Here is a 26,110-nt window from a genome sequence, read left to right on the forward strand (position 1 = left end):
CGCTCTGATAGGCCCGATGGTAAGAGCGGATTAAAATAACGAAATAGGCCAGCAATGCTGGCCTATTTTTTTATCTAGAAGAACAGAAGAACAGAAGACTAGAAGACTATTTAAGAGAGTTGTGAATCAGGAACTCTTCTTCAACGCCTTTCAGTTTCATCTCATCCATAATGAAGTTCACAGTGTTCAGCAAACGTTGCTCACCTTTAGGAATCAGATAACCGAACTGGCTGTTGGTAAACGGTGTTTCACAGCGAGCCGCTTCAAGGCGCTCGTCGGTCACTTGGTAGAATAGGCCTTCCGGGGTTTCGGTTACCATCACATCAACTTTGCCTTCCGCAACGGCTTGCGGCACATCTAAGTTGTTCTCGTAGCGTGTGAAGCTTGCGTTCTGCAAGTTGGCATCTGCAAACATCTCGTTAGTGCCACCGATGTTTACGCCAACACGTACCGAAGATAGGTTTACTTTCTCAATGCTGTTGTACTGTTCTGCCTTGCCTTTAGCGACCAAGAAACACTTGCCAAAGGTCATGTAGCCTTGAGTTTGCTCTGCACTTAGTTGGCGCTGCATTTTGCGCGTGATACCACCCATCGCAATATCATATTTATCGTTATCAAGATCTGTAATGAGATCTTTCCATGTGGTACGAACGATCTGTAACTCTACGCCTAACTGCTCTGCAATGTGCTGTGCTACGTCGATGTCATAGCCAGAGTAGCTTTTCCCATCGAAGTAAGAAAATGGCTTGTAGTCGCCCGTAGTACCGACACGTAGCGTGCCTGATTTTTGAATGTCTTCGAGTTGGTCGGCTTGCGCCGCTCCCGATAGTGCAAGTGCCATATAAGCAAGCAATAGTGAGTTTTTTGTGATGAGTCATCCGTAAATGTGTTGTTTTGCCAGTTTAGAAACTGATTTAAAATTTAAATAAAAAGCCCCACAACTGAAGGGCTTAACATAAAGGCCAAAACTGACTAATCGTTAACGTGATCCACAGCATCTCGCACTAGTTTACCAAGCTCGTCCCACTTACCTTCGTCGATAAGGTTAGTTGGTACCATCCAAGTACCGCCACATGCTAATACAGAAGGAATAGAAAGGTACGCGTCTACATTTTTCAAGCTAACACCGCCAGTAGGCATGAACTTAACCGGATACACGGCCGTTAAGGCTTTGAGCATTGCTGTGCCACCTGAAGGCTCAGCCGGGAAAAATTTCAGCGTGCGGAGACCCATTTCCATTGCTTGTTCAACAAGGCTTGGATTGTTCACTCCCGGCACGATTGCAACCCCCTTGTCGATACAGTGTTGCACGGTACGAGGGTTGAAACCTGGGCTAACGATGAAATCAACACCCGCATTAATAGATGCGTCTACTTGCTCTGTAGTCAGTACAGTACCCGCGCCGATCAACATGTCCGGATACGTTTTACGCATGATAGAGATCGCTTCGATAGCACATTCTGTTCGTAGCGTGATCTCCGCACATGGCATTCCGTTTTCAACTAGTGCCTTGCCTAAAGGGATGGCATCTTCAGCGCGGTTGATGGCGATTACAGGGATTACTTTCAGGTTTGCTAACTGTGCATTCAAGGTTGTCATAAATTAGTTCCCACTATAGCGGTGGGTTTGCTTCAGGCTAAGCAAACCCCTGATTATTAAACAAAGTACTTAATTATAAGAGTAGGTCAGTGACGGCATCTAGGAGAGTGCGCTGTCTTGCATGGTAAGTCACGTTTTATAATTTGAGCGAAGTTCTGATATTTGGCGTTAGTAGATAAAACGTGAAAGTATTAAATAGGAAGGCAATACGAGCATTCAAAAGTTAGTAAACGAATGCTCGTTGGTTTCAGGTTAGGTTGTATACGCTAACGTGGTGAGCGTTGTTATATCCTCTCAACAATGACAGGAATTAGCTTTGTGTAGGCATCCAAACTTGTTTAGACGTGACCTGGTGATCTTTAAAGGTCACTTCTTCTACTTTATCCCCGTTGAGGTTCCAGCGGGTCAATTTGCCGTTGGCGATTTCGCCATCATCGAATTTTGCTTCTGTCGCTTTATTGCCATTCGTGTAGTAGTCGGTCACCAAGCCATCTTTTAGCCCTTCACTGTACTCTGCAGTTAGGCTCTTTTCGCCATTTGGATACCATCGAGTTGCGACGCCCGAAAGTTCGTTGTCTTTGTAGTTTAGCTCGGCTTTTTTCTGCCCATTCGGATACCAAGTTTCTGCTTTACCTTGTAATTGACCTTTGACGTAATTGACTTTGGAAGCGATCTGTCCATTTGGATACCAATTGGTTTCTAACCCAAGCTCCAGACCATCGGCAAACTGGGCTTGAGTAGCGATCTGACCGTTATCGAACTTTTCTTCAAATTGACCGGTAAAGGGCTTTGAGTGGTTTACTTGATAAGCCACGCCTTTACGCATCTGTAAATAGTCTACAGCATCTTCACGTGGAGTCGCTGCGTAACTCATTGAGGACATCGTACTAAGAGCAATCAATATTGGGATGTATTTCTTCATAATGACACCTTTTTATTGGACGGGAGGAAAGTGTAACCAATGTGTTAACAGCATTTCACTTCTCGTAACTACTGTCAGTAGCTATTACTGGGTTTCAAGTTTTCATTATTGAAGGCAACGGGAACGGAACTTTTTGAAGTGAATTTTGACGTAGGGGGCCGTCTAAAAATGATTCTGTTTACCTACGGAGTTACGAAGAGGTTCCGGACAGATGGTGAATGAAGACAGGCCGCAAGGTTGAGCTTTGCACTATGATTTGTATTTATGCAGAAGATCCCAAGGGATGTGGCATAAGTGATGATCTTCAGGGAAGTGACTCAAATGATGCTGGTGGGTATCGTCGCTGGCAACATAATGGGTCAATGGCAACACCTCTACGGCGATGCGCTCGGCGTCTTCACGTGATGCGATATAGCGCTCCGCTTCAGCTAAGTGTTTGGCTTCGGTGCTGTACACGCCAGTGCGATACTTTTCGCCTACATCAACACCTTGTTTATTGACGCTGTAAGGATCAATGATCTCAAAAAGGTGGCCCACTAGCGCGGTTACTGAGGTGAGGTTTGGATCAAATTCAATTTGTACACACTCTGCGTAGCCATCGTATTCACTTGGTTTGCTTTGGTTATCCTTTATTTGAGAACGTCCATTAGCACGACCTGCTTCTGTGCGTATCACGCCGGGCACATACTTAATGAACTCTTGTACGCCCCACAAGCAACCACCCGCTAAATAAATTTGTTCCATACTTCTTTTCGAGCTCTCTGAGTTTTTTTTCGATGGTTTTGATTTATCGCACAAACTGTAGCAGTAGGTTGGAGTCTATATCAATACGTAATAGACGCGCATGTACTAAAATAAGCTCATAAAAACAAACGCCTAAGCATTGCAAATCGTCGTAGATGAACAAATGTAAGTTGAATGCGATATCGAGATTATATAGGTCATCGCAACTTGTCACCAACCCGAACCTCAACATCAAGTGAGAGTTAACCTAATCATGTTTGAACAAGTCAAAGACTTCATTAACCCGAGCAAGAATCCTGACCTGACTCAGGCACACGAATATCAACGTAAACATTTGCCAACCTTGTGGCTGCTCGGCAAAACGGGTGCAGGTAAATCATCGTTTATTCAAGCGGTCACGGGTGATTCCTCAGTCGAAGTCGGAAACGGATTTGCACCATGTACCATGACAGCCATGTCGTATGCGTTCCCTCAAGACAAACCTGTGATGCGCTTTCTTGATACTCGTGGTTTGGGTGAAGCGGATTATGAACCCGACGAGGACCTAAAAGAAATCGGTCAAGCGGGTAATGCGTTAGTGGTGGTGATGAAAGCCGACGAACCTGAACAATCCACCGTGCTTACTGCTCTAAAACAGATTAAGAAACAGAAGAAGATTAAACACTTGTTGCTTGTTCATACCGCTGTGTTGTTTTCCAGTGAAACAGATCGAGCAAGGCAAGTTCAATTTAACACTCAACAAGTAGAGAAGGTGTGGGGTAAAGGCTTTGAATCAGTCGCGGTTGATTTTGAGAGCGACAATGATGATGTCTATAACCTCGAATTATTGTTAGAACGGTTGACCAACATGCTCCCTGTTATAGGGATGATGGTGCAAGACAAAGAACACGCTACGCAAGAAGAAGCTAACTTTGACAAGGTCGAAAATGAAGTGCTTTGGTATGCGGGAAGTGCAGCGGCTAGCGATTTAGTTCCAGGCGTGGGCTTGGTGTCTGTGCCTGCGATTCAAGCGAAAATGCTTCATAGTTTGGCCAATCAATATGGGGTTGAGTGGAATAAGAGAGTTTTTAGTGAACTTATTGGTACTTTAGGCAGTAGCTTTGCGGTGCAATATGGAGTGAAGCTTGGCACTCGGCAATTGGTTAAGTTGATACCTGTGTATGGGCAAACGGTTGGCGCCGTTGCTGCTGCAGCAATGAGTTTTGGTACCAGTTATGGTCTTGGCCGAGCGGCATGTTACTACTTTTATCACAAGAACAGAGGCGAAGAAGTTTCTGAACAAGAGATGCAAAAAATCTATAAAGAATCCCTGAAAAAAGGTAAGGCAGCGTCGGGTTATGAAGAAAATTAAGAACTTATTTAGATTGCTCGCTGTGTTGTCGAGCGGGCGGTGGGGCATCGCTCTGATTTCGGCGATCTTTCCGAGCATCATCATGATGGGCTTTGGTCTGTTCTTGGCAATCAAGTATGGCTATCTACTGGAACTGTCGATAGCTATTGCTGTGAGTACCTTGCTGTTCACTATTCCGTTATACATCTCTAGCCGTTCGTCACGCAATTCAACCAATAGTGATGCGGAAAAAAATACAACAGATGAAGCTAGAACTGAGTCATCGAATCACAACATCGACGATGCGTTGGTCAAAGCCTCGAATGAATGGTCTCAAGCTGAACTGTCGATTTGGAATGAATCGAAATATTACGTTCGTCAACAATTAGTTGATCATATTGAGTGGGGCAATCTAGACCAAACCGGTTTGCAGGTGCTGGAATTCGTCGCCCAAAAATTTGGTAAGAAGTCGCTCGATTTTTCAATTCCAGAAGGACTTAAGCTGTTTGAAGAGGTAAGCCGTCGTTACAAAGTGGTGGTAAAAGAGCACATACCGGGCATCGAATACCTAAAGGTTTCTTACATCAAGGCGGGCTACGAAGCCTATGATAAATATGGTGAGTTGGGGCAGAAGATCTTCAAAGCGGCGATTTGGGGGAATCACCTTAAAAACCTGTATTTGAATCCATTGAAGGTTATTTCTGACTTAGGTCGTGAGCAAGCGACAGCTTCTATGACAAAGGGCGTTGTGGATGACATGCAATATGCAGCGAAACAAGCCTTGCTCGATGAAGTGGCAGCCGTTGCGATCGATTTATACAGTGGGCGTTTCAGTATTGAAGATGAAGCGTTAAAAGCGTCTGATGTTTCAGAGGTCGACGAGAAGCGTTTCGCTCGTGAATTAGAACCAGTGAGGATTGTACTGGTCGGGCAAACGAGCTCTGGTAAATCATCGATTATCAATGCTCTCAAAGAGGAAATGGTTGCCGAGGTGGATGTTCTACCATCAACGGACAGCTCTACGGTTTACAACGCATTTGTAGATGACAACGATGTGAGAGTGGTTGATCTTCAAGGGTTGGATGGCGATGCCAAAACCGAAGCTGTGATGCTTAAAGAGATGACTCAAGCTGATGTGGTGTTATGGGTACTTAAAGCGAATCAGTCTGCTCGTGAACTGGACAAGCAGCTTAAAGATAAGTTTGATGCGTTTTATGATGATCCCAAGAACATTTCGCGCAAGCAGCCAATTGTGATCACCGTGGTTAACCAAGTCGATCGGTTAAAGCCTGCGGAAGAGTGGCAGCCACCTTACGATTTGGAGAATCCAACCTCGGCAAAAGCTAAGATCATTGCTCAGGCCCTTGAATACAATCAAACACTTCTGAAGCCTGATATTGCTTTACCACTAGCGATTGCACCTGAAAAGGTACAGTTTGGTTTAGAGGCTTTGAAACAGACGCTAATAGAGCACATTGCAGATGCCAATAACGTGCAGAGAAATCGTCAGCGTCTCGAAGCTATCAACAGAGGAACTTCGGTAAAAGGCCAGCTTAATAAAGCCATGAAAGCAGGCAAGAAGGTTGCTCCGAGTGCTTTGAAAGCCGCGACCCCTAAGCTGGCTGAGATGGCGATAAAACAAGTCACCAAGAAAAAATAACCAACAATACCAAAGCGATATTCGTAAGCCTAAATATCTCTTTGGTAAACCATTTCTTTTATATTTATGAACTTTTGTCCCTTGAACTTATTATTACTTTCAAAATAATGAACTAGTATAATAGTGCATTAAGTCGAATTCATGATAGTGTGATATCAGACAATAAAACATAAAATTATGATTCTAAATATTGATCACATTTATGATTTATTCGTCTTTATTTATAAAATAATTGCACTATATTTAAATTTCGGATCACCTTGATTTCAACGTAGGGATATATTGTGAACATGTATCTGAAATGGCAATCAACAACATGGCTAACCCTGTTAGCTTGGTATACTTTAGATCATCAGCTCTCTTTCCACCTTTCTTCAGAGTAGTACCCTCTGGGCGTCACGCGCCAGCGGAGCCTTTGAGCTTTGCCAATCCGATTAGTTTTGTCTTTGACTAATGCGCTAAGCAATGCGGTCACTAATACATTAGTTGTTAGTTTCATGCAGTTGTTATTTAGCTCTTTGTCATTATTAATTGGATCCTAATCAATACATTATTGATTTAATAATTTATTTCTAGCTATTAATTTTTATAGTAATTATCACGAGTGTGATAGTTCGTGAAAATAAAATTAATAGTGATGACTCGTGACATCTAAAAATAATGAATTTGGCTTCTTCTCCCTAAGCTGAATTTGTTGAAAGGTATTATTATGGAAAATTTCAAACATCTACCAGAACCGTTTCGTATTCGTGTTGTAGAGCCAGTAAAAAGAACCACCTACGCTTACCGTGAGCAAGCCATTGTCGAAGCGGGAATGAACCCATTTTTACTCGACAGTGATGATGTGTTCATCGATTTGCTGACAGACAGCGGTACCGGCTCAATCACACAACGTATGCAAGCAGCGATGTTGATGGGTGATGAAGCCTACAGTGGCAGTCGCAGTTACTACGCACTGTCGAACGCGGTGAAAGATATCTTCGGTTATGAGCTGACTATTCCTACTCACCAAGGTCGCGGCGCTGAGCAGATTTACATCCCTGTTCTGATTAAGAAGCGTGAAATTGAAAAGGGGCTCGATCGCAGCAAAATGGTCGCTTTGTCGAACTACTTCTTCGATACCACACAAGGCCACACTCAAGTGAACTGCTGCGTGGCGAAAAACGTCTATACCAAAGAAGCGTTTGATACCTCTGTGAATGCTGATTTTAAAGGTAACTTCGATATCGAGAAGCTTGAACAAGCGATCTTGGAAGCGGGGGCTGCAAACGTCCCTTACATTGTGAGTACCATTACCTGTAATTCGGCTGGTGGACAGCCTGTGTCTATCGCTAACCTGAAAGCTGTGTACGAAATCGCGCACAAGTACGATATCCCCGTCATCATGGACTCGGCTCGCTACGCTGAAAATGCTTACTTTATTCAGCAGCGTGAACCGGGTTATCAAGATTGGACCATCGAACAAATCACTCGCGAATCTTATAAGTACGCAGATGGTTTGGCGATGTCAGCTAAGAAAGATGCAATGGTGCAAATGGGCGGTTTGTTGTGCTTTAAAGACGACTCATTCATGGATGTGTACACAGAGTGTCGGACTTTGTGTGTGGTTCAAGAGGGCTTCCCAACCTATGGTGGCTTAGAGGGCGGTGCTATGGAGCGCCTTGCGGTTGGGTTATACGACGGCATGCGCCAAGATTGGTTGGAGTACCGCATCGGTCAGGTGCAATACCTGGTTGATGGTTTAGAAGCGATTGGCGTTGTGTGCCAACAAGCGGGCGGCCATGCTGCGTTTGTTGATGCTGGTAAACTGCTTCCACACATTCCGGCGGGTCAGTTCCCAGCCCATGCTTTAGCGTGTGAGCTATACAAAGTAGCGGGAATTCGAGCCGTTGAGATTGGTTCATTGCTGCAAGGGCGAGACCCAGCAACAGGTGAGCAGCATCCATGTCCTGCTGAGCTATTGCGCCTAACCATTCCACGCGCGACTTACACTCAAACGCATATGGACTTCATTATTGAAGCGTTCGAAAAAGTAAAAGAGAACGCGAGCAAAGTGAAAGGGCTCGATTTTGTTTATGAACCACCAGTACTAAGGCATTTCACTGCGCGTTTGAAAGAGGTGGAAACCTATGAGAATCAAGCTGAAAAAAAGAGTCAACCAACGCTCGAAGAAGCATTTTAAAATAAAAATATAAGCGAATAGTCATCAGAACCATAATTAAAGGCTCCTTTGGAGCCTTTTGTTTTTTGGGGAGAAGTAGGCAAATGGTACCTTTGGTTAAGTTTGAGACGAAATAGGTAGAGGCTAGGCTTGTTTGTTTTTTAGGGTCGCTTATAGTTTTTGGAATAGCCACTGATTTAATGGTGCCTCTTTTTGTGAACGACGACAGCTCATCACATAGCTCACATCGAAAGTGAGTTTTTCAGGTAGTTCCATACTACGGCAGCCTTCTGGGAATCTGCCACTGAGCGTAATTCCAAAATAGTCTGAATTGAGCATGATATCGTGAATCATCGCAGGGTGATCGATATCTGCTCTAGGGTTTATTTCAAAGCCAATGTTTCTGAGACGCTCCAGAATTGGGTACTTATTGTCATTCCATCCAGGTGTTTTAAATAGAACCGTCGGATAGTTGGCGAGCGATTCAAAGTCTTTCGCTGGGTGGTCCTCTCTTACAAAAAACACCAATTTTCTTTTTCGAACTACATTTGAGAAATCGACTGCGACAAGGTTTCATCAAAGTAATGAACCGCTATCGCCTCTTCGCCGTCAATCAGTTGATTCCTAGCGTTACTTCCCCACCTTACGAATGAATAGTTCGCGTGTGGCGCTGCTTTACTTAGAGCAAAGTAGAGTTTCGAACCAAAACGTTCCCAAAATAGGGTGTTCGCGTAGATCTTGATGTCACCATTGTAAGAATCCGGAGAGAATTCTTGGTGTTTGATGGCCTCGATGCTACTCAATATCTGTTCAAAGTTGCTGATGTTATTTTCAACAAAGGTCGTGGGTTCGAAGCCGTGTTTGGTTTGAATAAACAGTGGGTCGTTAAGTTGGATTTTCAACTTTGAAAGGTTCTTACTGATTGCTCCAGAAGTTTTTCCCAGCGACTCTGCCACCAGTCCAACATTACGAAGCTCGTACATCCGCTTGATGACGAGGATATTTTGAATATCGAGGTTGATGTCCACAGGCTCTCCAAATCATTCCTTTTATAGGCAGCAATTTCTGTGCGCTAAGTCGCCAGAAATCATGTGACTCTAATGTCATAGTGGCAATGCACAACTTCTAAGACAGGACAACGTCAGAAGATCACTAATCCCTTGATTTTCCATTTGGTAAATCTTGCTTTTCCTCGTGTCATTATCACTGTGTCGCTAAAGTTACCTCAACAAAGCAACACAGATATTAGACGAACAGATAATTAGAAATACAACGAGGTGATGTATGAATAAGTTATTTGCACTTGGCTTGATGGCGCTTCCAATGAACACTGCTTTTGCTGCTAACGGTACACATACCGGCACTATCGATATGACAAGAAGTGAAGGCAGAACGTGTAGAGTCAGACTTAGTTCTTGAAGGAAGAAACGAAGCTTCTAATGGCGGAATCCAATTCCAAAAGAACGTAGATCAAAACCAAGCGATCAAGCTTACAGGTCGTCGTGACTAACGTGTAAAGTGTGCTTACCACTTTAAATGTTCTACCATTGTCATGAAAAATGCTGTGCCTTAGGGTGCAGCATTTTTCGTTATGGTATCATCTAGTGGCAGACTAGTAGCTAACAAGCCTTGGCATGGTGTGTGACGTGTGGCATTTTGGTCACTGTTAAAGATTGAGTTGCGTTAGTTAAGCGTGGAAAGGAAGAGCAGATGATACGTCATATTTTACTGATAAAATTCAAAGAACATGCGGAGCTTTCAGAGATAGAAAAGCTCAAGGCGCTGTTTGAGGCAATGCCAAATAAGGTCGAAGGTGTAACTTCAGTAGAGTGGGGGCTAAATGATAGTCCAGAAAACAAGAACCAAGGTTATAGTCATTCGGTCTTAATGACGTTTGAAGATGAAGCTGGGCGACAAAACTATCTACCACATCCAGAACACGATGCCCTGAAAGAGGTATTTCGTCCGTTGTTGGATGACATTATCGTGTTTGATTATTCTCTTTAGCCCTAATAATTTCTCAGTTACAAGATGTAAAGCGTATAGGCATAGGCCCATACGCTTTGGTCAGAGCGAAAAATTACATGTTACTCTGTCGGCAATATGGTGACAGGAGTGAAAGAGGCTACGGCATTACCACCTGCACCAGGACGGTCAACATAAGGGGTGTTTTGCATTAAGGTGTAGTAGACGTCCACAAAATCATCGTCATTAACCAACACATTGTTTGGGATCAGCTCAATGATTTTACTGGTGATCTGAGGAATGATCGTATAACCCTGTACTTCTGGATCTGGAATCATTTTCAAAATCTCTTCAGCGGCTTGCACCAGCAGCTTCGCTAGGTCTTTATAGTTGGTACCGTCATCATGTTCCATCAAGATCATGTCTGCAGCTCCCCAGCGGTAACGAGGCCAGAAGATGATGCTTTGGCTCGGATAGTAAGTCTGTTTGTCGTAGTCTAAGTAAGGCATCTCAATTAAGTCGATTTGTGGAGCTATACGACTTGAATCTACTCCAGTGACGATAGCGTAGATTTCCGCTTTGCCTGAGATCCACGGTTCTCTATCGATGGCTAAGCGAATCTTGGTTAACTGAGTGGTATTCAACTCTTCAGGCTCCGATTCAGCTAAAGAGCGCGCATCACTGTTAAATAGCGTCTGCTTTTGAGGTTCTTTGTGCTTGCTGCTAGCACTGTTGCTGCCTGAGTTAAGTTGTGTGTCTGTACCTTGTTTTTGCATTTCAGCTTGCATGGTCATCAACCCAGCCTTGAGTTCTTCGGCACCATTGCTGTCGATCACAAATACCGGAACATCGGGCATTTGGTACACGTCTAATTCATGAACTTGCCCATACACATCGTAAGCTTCGATGTATTGCCAATTTGAATCATCGCCCGATGGTTCGTAAGCAAACAGTGGGCTTTCTCCATTTTTCCAGGCTTCAACCATGGCTTCATCAGCCATCCTAATTTCTAAGACAGAATCACTGAAGTCGTCGATCCCTTTCATCTTACGATAGCTAAGATCGGCTTTGTGCATCTTGCTTGAAAAGGCAGAGTAGGGTTGAGCCGAGTTCAGTGTGTCTAATGGCGTCGATAAACTTTTTTCGCTGATTTGCTTTTTTAGAGAAGACTCAATGTCAATGTAGCGAGCACTTATTTGTAACGCTAGTGATTGCTTTTGTGCAGCGACATTCTTTGCAACAGCAATAGAGTCAGTAAGAGAGTGTGGTGTATCGATATTGTTTGCATAAGACTGAAAGCCAACTACTGTCGTCGCAAGTACCATACTGATTGTAAAAGATGGTCTCATAAATAATCCTTATTTTAATTTTTATCATTAATAGAGCAATTGCCCTACAGGATTAACCTATCAATAAGGTAAATATATTTAAAACTTAGTTAGTGATTTCTGTATCGGTATTTAGCACAAGATCTCAGTTTTATTGATTGATGTAAAATTTATATAAAGCCAACTTGATATTTTAATTTTTATAAACCAATCAATAGTTAAATGACAATACTATTATCTATTTGTATATTTTTTTGTAATGAAGGTATGTTTTCAGTACTGATTTTGAATTGGCCCCTAAACGACCGAATTAAGAACAGATGTGGGTAGGTAGGAATAATATTAAGAGGTACACGTCAAGAAGAGTTATAGGATTTCACTATATCTACTATAGTTTCGGCCGCATTTCGGAAGAGATAGTTTTCGGTATAATTCGACTCCCTTAATTACTAGCGCGATGAGATGATCTGATCTGCGCACTACGTTATTTTTAAGATCAATCCACTCCTCACTGAACAACGTTATGGCGACTTCCTCTCGTTAAATTGCTTCGCGTTAAACACTTCCTATATTGCACAAGTATTACTGAGGTTTTTGGCTTTATCGCATTAGAAATGGCGCTACAGGAATACTGCATATGACGAACATTAAAGGCGCTACACGCTTATCGAAAGCATTGCTCTTTATCTCTATTCTTTCTAAGTCCGCTTTCGGTCTAGAAGTGCCAGATAACGCACTTGAATCCTATGTTGGTGATTTCTCGGCTTTGAAAGTGAAAGGTGTAGTACGTGTTTTAGTCTCTGGTGACATCGGTTTCTATCACATTGAAAACGGTAAGCCGAAAGGGATTTTGGCCGAGCAAATCTATTACTTTGATCAGGCACTTAAACTGAGTGATCCACTGCTGCGCGTTAAGGTGATTCCGGTAGAGCGAAGCGAATTACTTGAAGCGTTAAATCAAGGGCGGGGCGATATTGCTATCGCGAACCTTACAGTAACCGAAGAGCGTCAAAGGCTGGTGGATTTCAGCATGCCCATTCGCCGCGATATCGATGAGGTGTTAGTGACAAGCCTATCTAAGCCTTCAATCAGCAATGTCACACAACTACAGGGTAAAGAAGTGTGGCTTAAGCAGGATTCTAGCTACATCAGTAGCGTTCAAAAATTGAATCAACAGTTTGAGAAAAAGGGGATGGAACCCATCTATATTCACTTACTCAACGCGAACCTCCAAGACCTCGAACTACTCGAGCTGATTAAGAGTGAAAAAATCACGGCGACCATTGTCGACAACCATAAGTTGGAGCTGTGGGAGAGTTTAGGAAAGGATATTAAGATCCACACCGACATTACTTTCAGAGAAAATGCTGATATTGCGTGGGCCATCCGCAAGAATAGTCCTCAGCTTAAAGCTCAAATTGACCGATATTTACAGGAGTCGAAACAGGGCACGCTGCTCGGGAATGTGATTGATAATCGCTATCTAGAGAGTGTTTCATGGATGAAGCGAGCATCTGATCCAAAACAGAACCAACAACGCGACAAATTAGAAGCCTTGTTCGTCTTGTACGGTGAGAAGTACGAGATTGATTGGATGATCCTCTTGGCGATGGCTTTTCAGGAGTCTGGGTTAGATAACTCAAAGATCTCGCACCGTGGTGCTGTTGGCATTATGCAGGTGATGCCCAAAACGGCGCGGGATTGGTATGTGGATATTGATAATGTGCACGATTTGGAAAGCAACATCCATGCTGGAAGCAAGTATTTACGCTTTATTCATGATAGGTACTTTGATAAGCCTGAAATAGCTGACATCGATAAGATTTACTTTAGCTTAGCTGCCTATAATGCTGGACCAGCTAAAATACGAAGAATGCGAAAATTAGCGGCGGAACAAGGGTATAACCCAAACAAATGGTTTAATCATGTTGAGGTTGTCGCAAGAGAGAACATAAGCCAAGAACCAGTAAAGTATGTCGCTAATATAAGTCGCTATTTTACGATTTATCAGCGCCTCGATGAATTTCAAGATACGCGAGAAGAACAGCTAGGTAATATGACAAGGCAACTGAATATCAAGCGACTTTCTGGCTACTTTGCTTATTAACAAGTGCTTGATTAATATGATGAGTAAGAAAAAGGGGTAGCGCTCGGCTACCCCTTTTCGTGTTATAAGCACTGACAATTGCTAGTTATTTTTACTTACTCAATATGAGCTTATGATTGCTCGGCAGAAGCTATGTACATCTGCATCTCTTCTAAACTGGTTTTTGCGATAACTTGGTTATCAAGAGAGTAGTGGACTTCATCACCAAAACGTTGGCCAGTTAGCGTTGCACGTGTGCCATCGTTGTAAGTGAGCTCGATAGCAACTTCGTCTTGATTGATCACTTTCATCTCGCTGTGGTCAATGACGTGCTTAGCTAGTGGGTCGATAGGCGCGTCTGTGAGGCTGTCATCCAGTTGATCATTAATATCGATATATGTATCGACCTTAGTGTCAAAGATGTGCGGCTTTTTGTTGATAGGGTTTTTACCCGTCCAAAACTCCAGCGAGTTAAACACAATGTAGTCTGCAGCAACCGTGATACCGTAAGCGGGTGCCAGTAGCATGTTTAATCCACCGCGAGCGTAGCGGTTATCTACAGCTTTCACGTTGAACTCCATCAGCTTACCCGTTACCGCATTGCTACCAACACAACCAAATAAGGTGACTAGGCTTGCTGAAATAATTATTGGTTTTACAAATCGGTTCATCATTCTCTATTTCTAAATTTGTATATCAAGGAACCAATAATTATGTCAAAGTCATGTTTATTCTAATATAAAGCGACACCTATACTAGGTATCAGAAAAACCTATATCTTTATAGAAACCAAAGATGTATTGCGACTATATGAAAATTGATGGGTTATATTGCCTGCCAGATAAGCAATACTCGCAAGGGTGTTTTAACAAAGCTCTGTCATAACCCTAACTGAAGTATGGAATTAGGTTGTGATAATAGCGAGTCAGCTAAACGAAATTACGTTCTACGTTTATTCATTTAAATGACTGCCTGAAGAGCCCGAATGAAACGATTTAACCTAAACCTCATCTATTACTTTATTGCGATATATGAAGAAGGAAACTTAACGTACGCAGCAGAAAGGCTCAATATATCCCAACCTAGTCTCAGCGCTCATTTAAAGCAGCTTCGAGATGAATATCGTGATCTACTGTTCGTAAGAAAATCTTACACGCTTGAGTCTACGCCAGTCGCTAATGACTTGTATCCTATCTTTAAGCAAGCACACAAGCTTGTCTCTCACTCATTACCTGAAACGCATGATTTTGAACCGAAAGAGTGCAGTTACACGTTTAGAATTGCGGCGATGAGTATCTCAAGCAGTGTGATCTTGCCTCAAATACTAGACAGGATTCAGGAAGAAGCCCCAGAGTGCGTTATCGAAGTCGTGAATATCAAAGAAGATATGGCAACCGACATTCGAGAAAAGAAGATCGATCTTGTGGTCGATTTAACCAACGCGCATCCAACCTTGTTGAGCCAGGAAATTTGGGGCGACGAGCTGTGTATGGTCTGCAGCCAAAACCACTCACAGATAAACGAGCAAGTGACTCTTGAACAGTATCTTTCAGCAAAGCATGTCATGCTCACACACGATAACTACCGAGTGAACCAGTTAACTGAATTTCACAGCCCGATCTTTGCAGATCGTAAAGTGGCAAGAAAGCTTAATTCAATCGCAGACTTCTCAGACACTATCTACAACAGTGATTGGATAACCACTTTCCCTAAAGGTGTCGCGAACGCCTATTTTGATAAAGATAAAATTAAGCTACTAGAGCTTCCTTTTGAATACATCAAGCCTTCACTCAGTGTTTATTGGCACAGTAATCGTAATGATGACATCGTCAATCAATGGTTAAGAGAGTTGTTTTCCAGCGAAGTTTTAACCTTGAGCTCCGAAATATAAGACAACGCCTAGTTGTATGAGTAAGCGTTTTGGTCATTCGATTCGTTCTTCATGTATAAAGTACCTTATGGTACAAATGACAACATGAAAAATGCTGGTGGCTTTTGCCAGATAGACTTCCAATTTAAATGAAAAGACTGACTTATGAATTTTGATATCCAAGCACTGAAACACCACCAATTGGTCGAAGATGGACAACTAGAAGGGTGTTACATTCATCAGCCAGCTCAAGGTAGCCAACAAGACGACCAAGCAGTATTGGCAGAGCGGCAAGCGCTAGAAAACATGGGTTACAAGGTTGTGCAAGTTAAGGCGAAAGGTGGAACAACAACGTTCGCCGAGGCTATGCAAAAGCTAGCCAAGAAGACTGGACATCAGTCAAACAGCTAAGTGAGTAATACTTGTCGTCGCTTTCAAAGGGGCGACGATGTTATCGCGGTTAAGCATGTAGGGAAATCTTCGACAAAACCTTTTCAGTATCGACCCGACATTAAAGGACATATAGCTGATCTTCATAGCGAGTAGGACGTATAGGCTGCTTAAAAAGGAAGAAATACTATGGCCATCGTCTATGTCAGCATCGGAAGCAACATTAATCGCGAACACCACATCACAGAATCTCTCAAAGCGTTGAACCATCGCTTCGCTCCACTGCAAATTTCTCAGTTTTACGATTGTGAGCCAGTCGGCTTTGAAGGAGACAACTTCCTCAATCTTGTCGTGGGGTTTGAATGCGACCTTCCTATCGCAGAATTATCTAAAACTCTTCATCGAATCGAATCCGATAACGGCCGCCAACGCGAGACTAAAGAGTATGCTGCGCGAACCATGGATATCGATATCCTTCTGTACGGTGATCAAGTAGGCATTATCGACGGGGTGGAGTTACCTAGAGGTGAAATTACCGAGTACGCTTTTGTGCTTCGCCCGTTAGTCGACCTTGCCGCGACTGCCAATCACCCAATTCTTAATACCTCGTTCCAAGAGCTTTGGAATAGTTTTGACCAGTCGAGTCAGAAAACCGACCCAATCCCTTTCGAGCTCAGTCTCACGTAATGCCTTCAGAGCTGACAAAAACCGCAGACTCTTATTATCAGAGCTTTATTTGATCTTTTCTTAAAACAAGCACGTACCTGATATCAATTTCGACGGAATGGAAACTGTTATGAACCACAACGCCATTATTACCATCACAAACCTCAGACTACGAACCTTCATCGGCTTCAACGAAGAAGAGAAAACCAAGCAGCAAGACATTGTTATAAACGCAGAGATTCATTATCCAGCGAACAACCTTTGCCTCTCTGATGACGTCGACAATGCTCTCAACTATAAAAACATCTGCAAGAAGATCATTCATCATGTCGAGTCTGGAAGATTTCTGCTTCTAGAAAAGTTAACCAGCGATGTACTTGGAATCTGCATTGATCATTCATGGGTTCGGTACGCTCAAGTGAGAATTGATAAACCCCACGCGCTGCGTTTTGCCGACTCCGTTTCGCTCACGCTGAGCTATGAAGCAGACCAAGATAATAACTTCTAAGGAGCGTTCCAATGTTGAGTACAGAAGCAGAACAAGTAAGAACAGCTCTACTGGCGAGAGGGCTTGAAACTCCGATGACCGCGAGTGAAATGAACAGCGACCAAAAATACAATCGTATCAAGGGACTGTTAACGGAAGTTGTCAGCACGTTGGGGTTGGATCTGACAGATGACAGCCTTGCAGAAACGCCTCACCGCATCGCAAAGATGTACGTGCATGAGATCTTTTCGGGACTGGATTACAACAACTTTCCAAAAATCAGCGTGATAGAGAACAAGATGTCGGTTGATGAGATGGTTAAGGTGTCGGACATCGACTTAACCTCCACATGTGAGCATCACTTCATTACTATCGACGGTTTGGCACAAGTGGCCTACATTCCGGAATCTAAGATACTTGGCCTGTCAAAAATAAACAGAATTGTCCGATTCTTCGCGCAGCGCCCCCAAGTCCAAGAGCGCTTAACCCAGCAGGTTTTGATTGCCATACAGACTCTCGTTGAAACAGAAAATGTCGCGGTGACCATCAAAGCAACGCATTACTGCGTGAAGTCTCGAGGCGTAATGGATGCCAACTCTGAAACGACCACAACAGCGCTCGGTGGCATTTTCAAAACTAATCCTCAAACTAGAGCTGAGTTTTTACGATGAGTGAGACGATTCTGATAACTGGAGTAGGGAAGCGATTAGGGTTCGCACTCGCTCAGCAACTTCTGGCTGATGGGTACCAAGTGATTGGTACCTTTCGCAGAGAATATCCTCAGTTGCAACAGCTGCGTGATAAGGGGGCTGATCTACAGTACGTCGATTTTTACCAGCAAAGCAGCGTAGAGGACTTTCTGCACTATGTAGGGCAAGAGTACAGAGCACTTCGAGCCATCGTTCATAATGCCTCTGATTGGAAGCCGGAGAATAAGAAAGATCCGAGCGAGAACGCTGCAGAAATTATGAACCAGATGATGGCAGTTCACGTCGGCGTACCATACCTTATCAATCTGTCGCTCAAAGACCTGCTGATGTCTGGCGATCAAACCTCAGATATCATCCACATCAGTGACTATGTTGCCGAAAAAGGCAGTAAAAAACATATCGCTTACGCGGCAAGCAAAGCTGCGCTTAATAACTTAACGCTTTCGTTCTCGGCGATGATGGCTCCCAACGTGAAAGTAAACACTGTCTCACCAGCTATGATCAAATTCAATGATTATGATGACGAGGCGTACAAGGCTAAAGCTCTGCAAAAAGCTTTGATTCCGGCAGAAGCGGGTTTTGAGGAAGTGGTTGATGGCATCAAGTATGTACTGTCCAGTCGTTACATGACAGGAAGAACATTGCACCTTGATGGCGGCAGGCATCTAAAGTGAATTTGTGTCGATAACATTGCGCTCTTTCTTGGGTAAAAAGCCCATTTTATTCTGAATATGAACTCTCCCGCTCTGGTTACAAACTTATAGCTTGAGTGTTCATGTTTAGCAGCCTATTTGGGTTGTTCTATCCTGAACAACCTCATTCAACCTTACGCAACAAAGTGACTAATCTCACATTTCTGTCAATTCATCTCCTAAATCGAGCGGGTTGTATTAAACGCAGTTCATATTGAGTTCGCTTTGAACCCACTTACCTATTTAGGGTGATGAGCATCTGAACCGAAAATTCAAACAAATGTTTAAATTAATGAATTTATAGAGCGATTTATCGGGCATTTAACGGGATGACTTTTACTTTGATCTTGATCAATATGTTAACTGTTGCGCAACAAATTTAAATCAAATTTGCATAGGAAGCGCACATTTACTTCTTCGATCTGCTCAGTACAAGGAATGAAATTATGTCTACTCAGGAAACATTTAAGGCTTTCACATCGCAGCTAGAGTCTGTAACTAACCCGTTCTACAACTTCAATCAACTAGTGACTAAGAATATAGAGACACTGACCAAGATTCAGCTTGATAGCCTTCAGGCTTATAGCGCGCTAGGTAATGAGTCTTTGCAGAGCTTAGCTTCGTTAAAGCAGCCACAAGATATTCCAGCTTATGGTTCAAAACAGATGGAAGTGGCGAGTAAGATCTCACAACAACTCATGGAAGATAGCCAAAAGCTGACTCAACTTGGTCAAGATTTTAAATCTGCCGCTGACGAGCTTACAGCTTCTGCGGTAAAGACTGCGAAAAGTGCTTAGTTTATTGCTTGTCGGTTGATGGCGGAGCGTAACGTCTAGCCGCCATCTCTCAGCATCACTTCTAACAAGGATGTCAGAATGGAAAATAAATCGCCCTTTGAAGGTATGATGAACCTCATGTCCCAATACGGACAAGCCTGGATGGACAATCTAGGGCAGCCAACACAATCGACATTGATGAAAACCCAATCGGAAGATTTTACGAAGTGGGTGGGCTCAATGACTCAGAACCCAACCAATATGGTTGAGCAACAGATGAATTGGTGGGCGCAGCAAGTTAATCTACTTAACGATTGTATCCTCGGCACTCAAGAACAAACTAAAGAGACGGATCGTCGTTTTCGTGACCCTTCATGGAATGACACGCCACTGTATCGTTACATCAAAGAGAGCTACAAACTTGCTTGTGACAATATTCAACAATCAGTTGAGAACGCAGATGGTCTGGACGACGAGACCAAAGCTCGCCTTTCATTTTTCACTCGGCAGTATTTGAATGCCATGTCGCCAAGTAACTTCGTGTCGACTAACCCAGAGATACTCAAGCTGACCATGGAGAGTAAGGGTGAAAACCTGATCCAGGGGATGAAGCAATTCCGTCAGGATTTAGAGCAAAGTGCCGACATGCTCAATATTCGAATGACGGATAAAAACCAGTTCAAACTGGGGGAGAATATTGCCTCAACGCCCGGAAAAATCGTCTTTCAAAACGAGATGTTCGAGCTGATTCAATACAAGCCGACCACAGAACAAGTCTATAAACGCCCGACACTGATCGTACCGCCGTTCGTCAACAAATATTACATTATGGATGTCAATCCAGAGACCTCTTATGTGAAGTGGTTGGTCAGCCAAGGCCACACAGTATTCATGATCTCTTGGGTGAACCCTAATGCTCAAATGCGAGACGTCGATTTTGGCAACTACGTGACTCAAGGCGTGCTACCTGCACTTGATGCCATTGAAAGTGTCACAGGCGAGCGAGAAGTTACCGGTATCGGTTACTGCATCGGTGGCACCACCTTAGTCGCAGCCATGGCTTACCTTTCTGGCAAACGTCGTAAGCAGAGAATCAAATCGGTCACTCTGCTGACTACGATCCTCGACTTCCAAAAGCCAGGTGAGTTAGGGGTCTTCATCAATGATCCGATCATTAGCAGCATTGAAGCGCAAAACAACCAACGTGGTTATATGGATGGCCGCCAAATGGCCGTGTCATTCAGCTTACTTCGTGAAAACAGCCTGTATTGGAATTACTACATTTCCAATTATTTGAAAGGGGAGAGCCCAATGGCATTCGACCTCCTTTATTGGAACTGTGACAACACCAACGTGACCGCTGCGACCCATAACCAGCTGCTACGTCAGTGCTATCTTGAGAATCGACTCGCCAAAGGTGAGTTAGTGATCGATGGTGTGGCGATTGATTTAGGTAAAGTAAAGTCGCCGGCTTATTTCCTCTCTGCTATCGATGATCATATCGCGCTATGGGACGGCAATTTTGAAGGCACAAAACTGCTAGGTGGAGACAATAAATTTGTACTTACCGAGAGTGGTCATATTGCAGGGCCGATGAACCATGCCGATTCCAATAAATATGGTTTTTGGACCAATGATGATAACGACCAAGCACCATCTCAGTGGCTTGCCAGCGCCGACAAGCACCATGGCTCGTGGTGGTCACATTGGCAAAACTGGGTTGATGAGCGCAACTTCTCCGAAATGATTGAAGCTCGTGAGCTAGAAGGTGAACTGGATGCGCCAGGTGAATACGTGAAGCAGCGCATTCAAGATGTCATTGTGCAAGAAAATGACATGGAAAAGGAGTCTGCATAATGAATCCAGAAATCGGACAAATTGCCACAATAGAAAAGAAATTAGATAAGCAAACCGTAGAAGCGTTTGCTAGCGTCTCGGAAGACTACAACCCAATCCATTTAGATGAAGATTTCGCTAAAACCACACAATTTGAGCGTCCAATCGTGCATGGTATGTTGGCATCGAGCCTTATCTCTGGCTTGTTGGCTTCTAAAGTGCCGGGCGCAGGCAGCATTTACTTGGGGCAATCCTTGAAGTTTCTTCGTCCTATATTTGTTGGCGAAACTGTCACAGCCAAGGTGGAAGTGATCAGAGTGCGTGAAGACAAACCTATCGCTGTGATATCTACTCAAGTATTGAACGCGAATGGTGAAATCGCCGTCGATGGTGAAGCGACAGTGATGTACTCTGTTTAACCACAAAGCCATAAACGACGGCCAACATTTTCTACAAACCAATGGCAATAACGCGGGCAGCGGATGTGCTATTAGGTTTCTTCAATAAATAATTCAATCCTAATGTGCGTTTTAGTGCTTTGCGCTAAAACGCTATTGTCTAAAATATAAAGTTCTGATTTTCAAAATACCTCTACCGATACTAGACTCCACGAACTCAGCTTGCTTAAACTGTGCGGATGATATGATCAATGGTGCTAATCCTTAAGGGCGAGTCGGCACAATTAAAAGTAGCCGTTATTTGTCATGTAGTTTCCATAAAGGGTTTATCGAAGGTGCTCGCTTCCCTGTATACAAAATACAGAAGGTATTCTGAAGAACTTAAACGGCTCTTCTGTCAATAGTGTTGTTAGCTATGAAAGAAATACGTTAACAATGTAATCTAAAAGAGTATGACCCAAAAATAAAACCTCTGTTCACGCTTAGCATAAGCAGAGGTTGTTATATTAGTAGCCTATAAGCAATTAACTATGTATCAGCAATCGAAGTGCATAGGCTTAATCTAGGCGCAAAGTCACTCCAGAGTAATTTGTGTACCCACGAAGTAACACGTGATAGGTAACGCCCGGCTGCGCGTTAACACTGCATTGCTCGTTATTACCGGTACGATAAGGGCGGCAATCATAACTTGAGGTACTTGGTTTACTGCCTGCTTTGACATACAGATCTGCATCGCCAGTTCCGCCAGATATTGCCACCGTTACGCTTGATGCAGAATCTACGGAGAATGTGTAGAAACTTTCAGAGTATTTGTTACCACTTAGGTTCGCGATAGGCGTCCCTTTGGTGAGCACATTGTCACCCGGAATGGTAGGGCTGCAGCTTGCGTTGACGCCAACACTATTAAACGCATCTTCCACGTCGGCAACCGTATAACCCATATCTGCAGCCGCTTTGGCTACGCCACATGCACCGGCATCAAAGGTACTGTTGGCTGTCCAATACAGTTGGTTGGCGACGGTAAAGATTTCAAAGCCTTTGCGTACGTCCCAGCCTGATTTGTTAGCTAAAAGGTAAAATGCTCGGTTATAAACACCGCTCGACAAGTGAACATTCAAACCATCGTAGTAATCAGAGGCGTGATCGATTGAACGACCATCTTTTGATGGTTGATCAAAGTAACGCAAGCCACCTTCCGATTTGAAGATATCGCTACCGACAATCCAGTCCACATTTCCACGCAGATAGTATTCAGCCGCTTCGCCTGCGATGTCGGAGAAGGCCTCGTTTATACCGCCTGACATGTTTCTGTAGACCAACCCGGAGTTTTGTTCGGTGAAACCGTGGCTCACCTCATGCGCACTGACGTTGATATCGACTAATGGGTAGAAGGTATTTTTGCCGTCACCAAAAGTCATGGATGAACCATTCCAGAAGGCATTCTCATAATCGGTACTGTAGTGAACACGCATAGTGAGTTGGAACGATAAAGGTGATGTGTTCATCCACTCTTTGTACATATCAAAGACGACGTTGCCGAAATAATGCGCATCGTTAAGGGGAGAGTAGGCGCCATTCACGTATTTACGATCTGTGTAGTTGGTGTCATCGCTACAGTTGTAACTGTAAGCTGAACTACCAGAAGTTCTGTTATTCAAGTCGACCGTTTTCACTGCGTCGTTCTCTAACGTACATGTGGTCCCGGCTTTATCAATCGAGAATCCTGGAAAGTCAGTACCATATTCATATCGATTGGTTTTGGTATTACCACCAGGTCCAGTTCCCAAGGCTTTGGCGTGATTTAATCCGTTCCATTTTTGAAGGACTTCCCCCGTCATGGCATCAATAAAGAAGAAAGGACGTTCTGGGTAATTGGACGCGACAAAAAAATCGACCAAATACACCATCTGTGCGGTTTGGTTCTCATCGAGCCTGACAACTAACTTCGCATTTTTGTTTTCAATCGACTTTTTGCCGACGGTAAACGAGCGGTGGGAGGACAATGCAGCTTCGATGGCTTGCTCTTGATTCAATTTAGGCGCGATGTGTGATAGATCATCGCTGATCCCTTGCGCCATTGAACCAAATACTTGTGAGGGTTGGTTTTTGGATAGGGTGGCGACAACGGAGGTATTAAAGACGGGTAGACCAAAGTGGGTTTGTTGGTAGCGTACTTTGGTTTTTCCATTGGGCAGTACCACCCGTTTAACTTCAGAAAAACCTAGCTCTAGCGGTGCAATGCTCTTTGATTGAGCAATGAGGCTTTGTTGGAGTAGGCTATCGTTCTCGATGGTGACCATTTCAGCAGCGTGTGCATTAAAGCCAAAAGATGTACCTAGAATAGCTGCTATTTTCCAGCTTAGTTGACGTTGTTGGTTCATTTCTTGTTCCTGATTTTATATAAACTCCTTCTTCCCAACGGCTTTATAGGAAGTCTATATGCAACACGCTAATGCCATGTGTTGCGAATCAAGATTGGAAGAGCATTTCGGCTTATGACAAGTTTTTATTAGAGATTAAATTTTAGAGTATGTAATTCAAAGTTTACAAAAATTCTTATTGATCAAATTATTTTTATAAAATCCTATTTTATTATTTATCGTAAACGTATGAAGGGGCGGGAGTTATTAAAAACCGCTTTGTTTAAATTTATAGAATGAAAATTTCTAAGTTGAATTCGATATTTTTCTTATTTTATCTTAATTACAAATGAGTAAATAAGAGCGTTTTTGGAAGTGGGAGTATTGTCTTTATTATCAATAGTAAACTTGTTTTAACAATACCACTAAGCACAGAACTCACCTTTTTTAACACTTAGTCTCGTTAGATAGGAAAACATCTACATTTTCATGTTCAATCACAAACTAAGAACGATAAGTCATTGTTATGAATGGAGTGAGTCGCTTAAGATAGGCTACATAGGGAACTAGACGAACAGCTTTCCACTTAAATAAAGAATTTTTGTTTAGTATCTGTTATTAATTTTTTAAGGAGTCATGAGTGTCTAGCTCAGGTACGTATTATTTAGGTCGAGTATTAAAGCTTGGTACTCTTGATCAAGAAAAGTTAATGAACGCAATAAAAGAACCAGTCTCAATCTCTCATCGAGGCTCATCTTGGACATTTATCGATGTGCAAGAAGTTAAGTTAGATGGTGTAAATTACATATTTGGTCGACTTAGCAAATATAAACCGCTGGGTGAAGTTACTGTTGTGGATACTCATAAGCGAACCGAAGAAACACAAATTGAGCCAAATCTCAAAGTGGCATCTAGCCCTTTTGTTTACATTCCATCCCATTCAGGTATAGCTTTTTTAAACGTATATAATCATATTGAACAGAAAGCGTTTGTGAACCGTTTTTGTTCAATTATAAAAGAGACATATCAAAGGTTTTTTGTAGACTGTGATATCGAGTTAGTATCAGATTTACGTTCATTTGCTGCAAAAGTCTCTTCTCTTGACGGTATATACCATGTTAACGCTAAGATCTCTCCACCAAACCCTATGTTTGGTTGTTTGTGGGCTGAGCTAAAAGATTACCTAATTAAGCGAAATACAGATCGTATGACTGTCGTTGAAGATGCTCCAGAAAATCAGCCATTAAACACAGATCTTCCTTACCATATCGAAAAAGCCGCAAACCAAACAGTAGAAGAACAATATGTTTCAGAAGAGCCTCTGCCAATTGGTGACGCTGCAATATTAATGGCTGCTGATGGGTATGGGCACGGTACAGTAAGAGGAAAAAGAGATAATGAAGTAGTAACCATAAAAACTTCTGAAACGGTAAAAAACTTCTCTTTTGATAAAAATCCCGAGCCAGAAGAGCTATATCTGAAAGCTATAGGTATATTTGACGAAATCAAAGAAAAAAGGCACCTAGGTCACTGATGAAACGATTAGCAGACATTATCCGTTTCAGTATTATCTCACCGGAGTTTTTAGTTCTGCTCTTAAGCATTGCTATCACTTATAATTTCCCGGAGTTTTTTGTGATTGTCGGTCAAAAGCTTAAAGGCAACGATGAGCTATGGAAGTTTATCCCGACACTTCCTTTTGTATTTGCAGGTATTACATTTAAGATTTCGCAAAAACTTCATGCTCCGTTGGAAAATACATCAAATAAGCAGCTCTACGAGTGGAGTTCATTTAATAAAATAACCGATCGAATAATGGCATCATACTTAATAGCAATATTGTGTAGCGCGGCAAGCTTTTCTATTTGGTTCTTCATGTCAGAAATAAGTGAAGTCGTTTTAGGTGCTATCTTGTTGAACGCGATCGTGATTTCTGGTTTAACAGCATTTCAAATATTTTTGGCAGCACAGAAAATTAGGCAAATCGTTGAGCAATACACATAAAGCTACAACAGGGTATTTAAGTCTGATTCACAATGCTCGGCATTTTTCCCGTAGAGAGTAACAAGGAAAGCGGCTTTGTTGCGTAATTCAATGGAACTAAATCCAGAGCCTACGATCTGATCAGCT

At 42.9% G+C, this 26,110-nt stretch carries 23 protein-coding genes and 2 pseudogenes; 17 read left to right on the forward strand and 8 right to left on the reverse strand.

Annotation, left to right across the window (positions count from 1 at the left end):
* Nucleotides 1–106: 106 nt before the first annotated feature.
* From JC606_RS04720 to JC606_RS04735, 4 genes are all read right to left on the reverse strand, one after another.
* On the reverse strand, nt 107–871 hold the full coding sequence (locus tag JC606_RS04720; RefSeq protein ID WP_198778130.1) for a transporter substrate-binding domain-containing protein: 765 nt from the start codon (nt 869–871) through the stop codon (nt 107–109).
* Between the two features lie 101 nt (nt 872–972).
* Complete coding sequence (locus tag JC606_RS04725; protein ID WP_102425167.1) at nt 973–1,599, reverse strand: bifunctional 4-hydroxy-2-oxoglutarate aldolase/2-dehydro-3-deoxy-phosphogluconate aldolase; 627 nt, start codon at nt 1,597–1,599, stop codon at nt 973–975.
* Between the two features lie 310 nt (nt 1,600–1,909).
* On the reverse strand, nt 1,910–2,521 hold the full coding sequence (locus tag JC606_RS04730; protein WP_063522221.1) for a toxin-antitoxin system YwqK family antitoxin: 612 nt from the start codon (nt 2,519–2,521) through the stop codon (nt 1,910–1,912).
* A 249-nt stretch (nt 2,522–2,770) separates the two neighbouring features.
* Nucleotides 2,771–3,265: a peptide-methionine (S)-S-oxide reductase gene (locus JC606_RS04735; RefSeq protein WP_137408026.1), complete on the reverse strand. Its 495-nt coding sequence runs from the start codon at nt 3,263–3,265 to the stop codon at nt 2,771–2,773.
* A gap of 253 nt (nt 3,266–3,518) precedes the next feature.
* On the opposite strand from JC606_RS04735, the gene JC606_RS04740 reads away from it, so the two are divergent.
* From JC606_RS04740 to tnaA, 3 genes are all read left to right on the forward strand, one after another.
* Entirely contained in the window at nt 3,519–4,616 is a 1,098-nt protein-coding gene (locus JC606_RS04740; protein WP_137408025.1) for a YcjF family protein, read from the forward strand.
* Nucleotides 4,603–6,255, forward strand: coding sequence for a GTPase family protein (locus JC606_RS04745; RefSeq protein ID WP_198778119.1), 1,653 nt, complete (start codon nt 4,603–4,605; stop codon nt 6,253–6,255). The genes JC606_RS04740 and JC606_RS04745 overlap by 14 nt, the downstream gene beginning before the upstream one ends.
* 709 nt (nt 6,256–6,964) lie before the next feature.
* Nucleotides 6,965–8,437, forward strand: coding sequence for a tryptophanase (gene tnaA / locus JC606_RS04750; RefSeq protein WP_137408023.1), 1,473 nt, complete (start codon nt 6,965–6,967; stop codon nt 8,435–8,437).
* 150 nt (nt 8,438–8,587) lie between these two features.
* Here tnaA and JC606_RS04755 read toward each other — a convergent pair.
* Nucleotides 8,588–9,444: pseudogene (locus JC606_RS04755) on the reverse strand (LysR family transcriptional regulator).
* A 256-nt stretch (nt 9,445–9,700) separates the two neighbouring features.
* Here JC606_RS04755 and JC606_RS04760 point away from each other — a divergent pair.
* Together JC606_RS04760 and JC606_RS04765 are read left to right on the forward strand one after the other, a co-directional pair.
* Nucleotides 9,701–9,926, forward strand: a pseudogene (locus JC606_RS04760) (hypothetical protein).
* A gap of 200 nt (nt 9,927–10,126) precedes the next feature.
* Entirely contained in the window at nt 10,127–10,423 is a 297-nt protein-coding gene (locus tag JC606_RS04765) for a Dabb family protein (protein WP_198778120.1), read from the forward strand.
* An 80-nt stretch (nt 10,424–10,503) separates the two neighbouring features.
* Here the strand turns inward: JC606_RS04765 and JC606_RS04770 are convergent, their stop codons facing one another.
* Nucleotides 10,504–11,730, reverse strand: coding sequence for a DUF3103 domain-containing protein (locus JC606_RS04770; protein WP_198778121.1), 1,227 nt, complete (start codon nt 11,728–11,730; stop codon nt 10,504–10,506).
* A 616-nt stretch (nt 11,731–12,346) separates the two neighbouring features.
* Between JC606_RS04770 and JC606_RS04775 the strand changes: the two genes are divergently transcribed.
* Complete coding sequence (locus tag JC606_RS04775; RefSeq protein ID WP_198778122.1) at nt 12,347–13,816, forward strand: transglycosylase SLT domain-containing protein; 1,470 nt, start codon at nt 12,347–12,349, stop codon at nt 13,814–13,816.
* 110 nt (nt 13,817–13,926) lie between these two features.
* Here the strand turns inward: JC606_RS04775 and JC606_RS04780 are convergent, their stop codons facing one another.
* Nucleotides 13,927–14,469, reverse strand: coding sequence for a DUF3332 family protein (locus tag JC606_RS04780; protein ID WP_198778123.1), 543 nt, complete (start codon nt 14,467–14,469; stop codon nt 13,927–13,929).
* A gap of 311 nt (nt 14,470–14,780) precedes the next feature.
* On the opposite strand from JC606_RS04780, the gene JC606_RS04785 reads away from it, so the two are divergent.
* From JC606_RS04785 to JC606_RS04825, 9 genes are all read left to right on the forward strand, one after another.
* A complete protein-coding gene (locus tag JC606_RS04785; RefSeq protein ID WP_198778124.1) occupies nt 14,781–15,686 on the forward strand; it encodes a LysR family transcriptional regulator in 906 nt (301 codons plus the stop codon).
* 144 nt (nt 15,687–15,830) lie between these two features.
* Nucleotides 15,831–16,076 (forward strand): hypothetical protein, encoded by a 246-nt coding sequence (locus JC606_RS04790; protein ID WP_137408019.1) that lies wholly within the window; start codon nt 15,831–15,833, stop codon nt 16,074–16,076.
* A 168-nt stretch (nt 16,077–16,244) separates the two neighbouring features.
* Nucleotides 16,245–16,742, forward strand: a complete 498-nt coding sequence (gene folK, locus JC606_RS04795; RefSeq protein WP_137408018.1) for a 2-amino-4-hydroxy-6-hydroxymethyldihydropteridine diphosphokinase — start codon at nt 16,245–16,247, stop codon at nt 16,740–16,742.
* 109 nt (nt 16,743–16,851) lie between these two features.
* Nucleotides 16,852–17,229: a dihydroneopterin triphosphate 2'-epimerase gene (gene folX, locus JC606_RS04800; protein WP_063522227.1), complete on the forward strand. Its 378-nt coding sequence runs from the start codon at nt 16,852–16,854 to the stop codon at nt 17,227–17,229.
* 11 nt (nt 17,230–17,240) lie between these two features.
* Nucleotides 17,241–17,879, forward strand: a complete 639-nt coding sequence (gene folE, locus JC606_RS04805) for a GTP cyclohydrolase I FolE (RefSeq protein ID WP_105024793.1) — start codon at nt 17,241–17,243, stop codon at nt 17,877–17,879.
* The gene (folM, locus tag JC606_RS04810) at nt 17,876–18,592 is read left to right on the forward strand and encodes a dihydromonapterin reductase (RefSeq protein WP_105024794.1); all 717 of its coding nucleotides are present in this window, start codon (nt 17,876–17,878) and stop codon (nt 18,590–18,592) included. Before folE ends, folM begins: the two co-directional genes overlap by 4 nt.
* 464 nt (nt 18,593–19,056) lie before the next feature.
* Nucleotides 19,057–19,407 carry a phasin family protein gene (locus JC606_RS04815; RefSeq protein ID WP_004738385.1) on the forward strand — a complete coding sequence of 117 codons (351 nt, stop codon included), beginning with the start codon at nt 19,057–19,059 and terminating at the stop codon, nt 19,405–19,407.
* 78 nt (nt 19,408–19,485) lie between these two features.
* Nucleotides 19,486–21,243 (forward strand): class I poly(R)-hydroxyalkanoic acid synthase, encoded by a 1,758-nt coding sequence (gene phaC, locus JC606_RS04820; RefSeq protein WP_198778125.1) that lies wholly within the window; start codon nt 19,486–19,488, stop codon nt 21,241–21,243.
* On the forward strand, nt 21,243–21,641 hold the full coding sequence (locus JC606_RS04825; RefSeq protein ID WP_137408016.1) for a MaoC family dehydratase: 399 nt from the start codon (nt 21,243–21,245) through the stop codon (nt 21,639–21,641). Before phaC ends, JC606_RS04825 begins: the two co-directional genes overlap by 1 nt.
* A gap of 536 nt (nt 21,642–22,177) precedes the next feature.
* On the opposite strand, the gene JC606_RS04830 is transcribed toward JC606_RS04825, so the two are convergent.
* Complete coding sequence (locus JC606_RS04830; protein ID WP_198778126.1) at nt 22,178–24,001, reverse strand: M4 family metallopeptidase; 1,824 nt, start codon at nt 23,999–24,001, stop codon at nt 22,178–22,180.
* 619 nt (nt 24,002–24,620) lie between these two features.
* On the opposite strand from JC606_RS04830, the gene JC606_RS04835 reads away from it, so the two are divergent.
* Both JC606_RS04835 and JC606_RS04840 read left to right on the forward strand, forming a co-directional pair.
* Nucleotides 24,621–25,514 (forward strand): hypothetical protein, encoded by an 894-nt coding sequence (locus tag JC606_RS04835; RefSeq protein WP_332873232.1) that lies wholly within the window; start codon nt 24,621–24,623, stop codon nt 25,512–25,514.
* Complete coding sequence (locus tag JC606_RS04840) at nt 25,514–25,984, forward strand: hypothetical protein (protein WP_198778127.1); 471 nt, start codon at nt 25,514–25,516, stop codon at nt 25,982–25,984. The genes JC606_RS04835 and JC606_RS04840 overlap by 1 nt, the downstream gene beginning before the upstream one ends.
* Nucleotides 25,985–26,110: the final 126 nt, after the last annotated feature.

It is taken from the genome of Vibrio sp. IB15, assembly GCF_016406055.1.
Taxonomy (GTDB): Bacteria; Pseudomonadota; Gammaproteobacteria; order Enterobacterales; family Vibrionaceae; genus Vibrio; species Vibrio chagasii.